General features: G+C 27.0%; 4 protein-coding genes. All 4 read left to right on the top strand.

Annotated features, from left to right (window positions below):
• The first annotated feature begins 179 nt into the window (after positions 1 to 179).
• The 4 genes from tig (at position 180) to rpsU (ending at position 4,583) form a co-directional block, all read left to right on the top strand.
• The gene (gene tig, locus RI01_RS01295; RefSeq protein WP_017192854.1) at positions 180 to 1,514 is read left to right on the top strand and encodes a trigger factor; all 1,335 of its coding nucleotides are present in this window, start codon (positions 180 to 182) and stop codon (positions 1,512 to 1,514) included.
• A 121-nt stretch (positions 1,515 to 1,635) separates the two neighbouring features.
• Entirely contained in the window at positions 1,636 to 4,050 is a 2,415-nt protein-coding gene (gene lon, locus RI01_RS01290; protein ID WP_017192853.1) for an endopeptidase La, read from the top strand.
• Positions 4,040 to 4,267 (top strand): hypothetical protein, encoded by a 228-nt coding sequence (locus RI01_RS01285; protein WP_017192852.1) that lies wholly within the window; start codon positions 4,040 to 4,042, stop codon positions 4,265 to 4,267. Before lon ends, RI01_RS01285 begins: the two co-directional genes overlap by 11 nt.
• Before the next feature lie 142 nt (positions 4,268 to 4,409).
• A complete protein-coding gene (gene rpsU, locus RI01_RS01280) occupies positions 4,410 to 4,583 on the top strand; it encodes a 30S ribosomal protein S21 (RefSeq protein WP_017192851.1) in 174 nt (57 codons plus the stop codon).
• Positions 4,584 to 4,792: the final 209 nt, after the last annotated feature.

The raw sequence follows: 4,792 nt of genomic DNA, 5'->3' as shown, positions 1-4,792 counted from the left end.
AAAATCATTATTTTTATCAACTTTACATTAATTATAAATAATGTATTTTCTTTTATGAAACTTCATTTTTAATTTTAAATAAACTAAAAAGGATATAAAAATGTAATTATTAGAATGGGCTGATTTTGTCATTCTAATCATTACATAAATAAAAATTTATAAAATATAGGTAATCAAACATGCAAATTAAAAAAAATAATAATGATTTTGTACAATATCACTTTGACGTGTCTGTCGATGAATTCGAATCTTATATCAAAAAAGCTTTTGACAAAGTTCAATCTAAAGTAGAAATTAAAGGCTTTAGAAAAGGACATGTTACCCAAAAAGTTTTTGAAAAGCATTACGGTCCTTCGGCTTTATATAAAGATGCTTTCCACATCATATATGTAGAAAAATTTCAAGAAATATTAACTAATAAAGAATTTAAAACTGTAGGAGAACCTAAATTAGTTGATTTTGATATTGAAAAATTAGACAGAAAAAAACCTTTTAGTTTCGGTTTAGAAATGGCTTTAAAACCAGAAGTAAAAATATGTGATTACCAAAAAATTACATTAAATGATTTTAGAAAAAATGTCACTGATGAAGATGTTCAAGCGCAAATGGATTTATTATTAAAACAAAATGAAACATTAGCGCCAAAAACAACTGATATTCCTTTAGAAATGGGCGATGTAGCTATTTTCGATTTTAAAGGTTTTGTGGACGGCACTCCTTTTGAAGGCGGAGAAGCGACAAATTACAGTTTAGAAATTGGCTCTAATCAATTCATTCCTGGTTTTGAAACAGGTATGTTAGGAATGAAAAGAGAAGAAAAAAGAGATATAAAAGTGATTTTTCCTGAAAATTATGGTAAAGCAGAATTAGCTGGAAAAGAAGCGGTTTTTCAAATCTTTTTAAAAGAAATGAAAACTCCTCAAAAATTCCTTGTAACTGATGAATCTATTAAAAATTTAAAATTACCTAATATTGAAACAGCGGATGAGTTGAAAAAAAACATTAAAGAACATTTAGAAAACCAAAACAATTCAGAATATAATAACGAAGTTCTACAAAAAGTTTTTGAATATTTAATAGCTAATTCTAATTTAAAAGTTCCTCAACATTTTGTACAAACAGAAGTAGAAAATATCAAACAACAATTTGCTTTTCAACTACAAAAACAAAACATGAATTTAGAACAATATTTAAAAATGACTAATTCGAACGAAGAAGAATATGAAAAAAACAATTATGAAAAAGCTTTAAAAAACGTTCAAATTAATTTCTTATTAGACGAAGTAGTGGCTAAAGAAAACATACAAGTGACTCCAGAAGAGATAGAACACAGATACCAACAAATAAGCGCGTATTATAAAATTCCTATCGATAAATTAAAAGAAAATTATGCTGTGGAAAACATCAAAAACGGTTTATTTCAAATTAAAGCTGGTGATTTGTTAATTAAAAAAGTTGTTTTTAAAGAACAAAAAGAAGTTTCCCAACCAGAGACAATAAAAGAAAATAAATAAATTATTTTTTTCATAATAAAAAATCTTTTTAGATTATAATATAATTTATAGTCTTAATGAAAATGAACAAAATAATATTAATTTAACTTCACGCATAAAAAAAGGATGAGTAGTGAATCGAATGAATAAAAAAGAAAACATTGATAAAACAGAAAAAATCGATAAAAAAAATAAAGAAAAAATAGATGATGATATTATTCCTAACGAATTGCCTGTTGTTATTGTGAGAAATGTTGTACCCATTCCTTCTAATGACTTTAGAATTGAAATAGGACGCTCTTTTTCCATCAACGCTATTAAGCAATCAGAATTGTTTGAATCTGCTTATGTGGTCATTTTATTGCAAAAAAATTTTTTACATGAAGAACCAAAAGTTTCTGATATAGAAAAATACGGCGTTTTAGCTAAAGTTTTGCTTGCTATTAAAATTGATGATTCTCTTTACAAAGTTAAATTCCGTATTTTAAATCGTGTTAAAACGCAGAAATTAACAAAAAAAGATGATTTATATAGTGCTAAATTTCTGAATGTTCCTACAGTTTTAGGCGATTTACAAGAAGAACAAACTTTAATCAAATTAATCATTCAACAAATTACTTCAAATATAAGTCAGTTTTTATTAATTTCTGAAAATAGTTTTTTAGAACAAATACAAAACGGCGTAACAACCGAAAAAGCATCTGATTTAATTATTTTTGCTTTAAGAATAGAAGAAAAAGAAAAATATAAATATTTAAAAGAACCTTCTTTAAACAAAAGGTTAGTTTATATTTTGCAAGACATTAGAGTTAAAATAGACGTAGTTGAGTTAGAAAATAAAATTAACGAAGAAGTTAAACGTAGTATTGATGAAAATCAAAAAGAATTTTATTTAAGAGAAAAAATACGTGTTATTCAAAACGAATTAGGCGATAAAGTTAAAAAAGAAGAAGAAATTGAAGAATTAAGAAAAAAAATTAATTCCGCTAATATGCCTAAAACAATTAAAGAAAAAGCTTTACAAGAACTTTCTCGTTATCAATCTATCTCCTCAGCAGTAGCTGATTCCTTTGTTATTCGTAATTATTTAGATTTTTTAGTAGCTTTACCTTGGCAAAAAACAAGTAAAGATGTTAACGACTTGGAAAAAATACAAGCTACTTTAGAAAAAAACCATTACGGTTTAGCTAAGGCTAAAGAACGTATTGTAGAATACGCAGCAGTCAAAATCATGACTAAGAAAAACGCTCAAACTATTCTTTGTTTATCAGGACCTCCTGGCGTTGGCAAAACTACTTTAGCTATTTCTATCGCTGAAGCTTTAGGGCGTAAATTCGTTAAACAATCTTTAGGTGGTATGCAAGAAGAGAGTGAAATAAGAGGACATAGAAGAACTTATGTAGGTGCTATGCCAGGGCGTATTTTAAGCGGTTTAAAAGATGCAGGCGTGAAAAATCCAGTCTTTTTATTAGATGAAATTGATAAACTAGTCACTAATTCGCATCATGATCCTTCTTCAGCTTTATTAGAAGTTCTTGATCCGAAACAAAACCAAAATTTCGTCGATCTTTATTTATCTGAACCTTTTGATTTATCGCAAGTTTTATTTATCACAACTGCTAACGATTTAAGCGCTATCGCTCCTCCTTTAAGAGATCGTTTAGAAGTGATTGAATTAAGTTCTTATACAGAACAAGATAAATTAATTATCGCTAAAGAACATTTATTGCCTAAACAGTTAAAAGAGCACGGCATTGATGAAACTCAATTCGAAATTGACGATTTAACGTTGCTTTATATCATCCGACATTATACTAAAGAGGCTGGCGTGAGAAATTTAACTAAGAAAATAGCTCATTTAATACGTAAAACTGTTAAAGAAATTTTAATCAATAAAGTTGAAAAAGTGAAAATCGATAAAAAAAACATCGAAACATATTTAGGTAAAGTTATTTTCCAACATTTATTAATGGAAGAAAAACCTCAAATTGGCGTGGTTAATGGTTTGGCTTATACTTCTTGTGGTGGAGATATTTTACCAGTAGAAGCGACTTATTACAAAGGTAAGGGTAAATTAGTTCTTACCGGTCATTTAGGCAAAGTGATTGAAGAAAGTGCTTTTACAGCTTTTAGTTTTTTAAAAGCTAATGCGGAAAAATTAGGCATTGATTATAAAATTTTTGATGAAAATGATTTCCACATTAACTTTTTAGAAGGTGCTATTCCTAAAGATGGTCCTTCTGCAGGCGTTACTATCGCAACTTCCATTTATTCAGCTATCAAAAGAACATATGTTCGTAAAGATGTAGGAATGACGGGAGAAATAACTCTAAGAGGTTCTGTTTTACCGATTGGCGGTTTGAAAGAAAAAGCTATCGCTGCTAACAGAAGCGGACTTAACACAATTTTCATTCCTAAAGATAACTTAAAAGATGTGGATGAAATTCCTATTGAAGTAAGAGAAAAATTAGAAATTATCGCTATTCAAAACGCTGATGATGTTTTTTTAAAAGCTTTAGTTCTTTTAAAAGAAGAGGTTTATAATAATGTCCTTTAGTCAAATGCAAATATTAACAAGTAATTATGTAGTATATCCAGTTGCTGTTTTAATTATTTTAGGCATCTTATTTTCTTCTGAAAAAAGCGTTGTAGACGCTTTTACAGAACAATATGGCGATAACAGTTCTCAAGGAAAAATTTCTCCTTTAGATAAAATCATTTTTATATTAGTTTTTATCCTCTTTTTTTCAGCTTTCATTACAGAACATAAGTAAAAAAAGAGAAAAAAGATATTTTTTTTGTTATAAAATATTGACATTCGTTATTTTATATGTTAAACTAACTTTAGTTACAAAATATTTTATAAAAATTATACATATAAATATTTTTTATAGTAAAAAAAGGGGGGTTTGTGAAATGCCTAAAACTATAGTTCACGAAGAAGAAAATATCGATGACGCTTTACGTAGATTTAAAAGAGATGTTTCTAAATCTGGTAACCTTGCGCAAGCTCGTAAAAAAGAGTATTATGTTAAGCCAAGTGTAGAGAGAAAAAATCGTAAAAAAATCTTAAAAAACAAAAAACATTAAATTATTTTTAATAAAATAAGCTACCTGTCCAAAAAGGTGCTTTTTTTTATTTAAAATATAATTTTTAGTATAAAAAATATTACATAAATTACATAAAAGGAAATTAAAAATTAATATGATTATTAAAATACATAATCAAACCGAAATCAATATTAAACCTTTTACTAACGCTTTATTCAAAATATTTAGTTCTTTTGAAAAAAAAAAAA

The sequence above is a fragment of the Italian clover phyllody phytoplasma str. MA1 genome (assembly GCF_000300695.1).
GTDB lineage: Bacteria > Bacillota_I > Bacilli_A > Acholeplasmatales > Acholeplasmataceae > Phytoplasma.
Note: the sequence above shows the minus strand (reverse complement) of the source record. Positions and strands in the feature narration are given on the sequence as shown.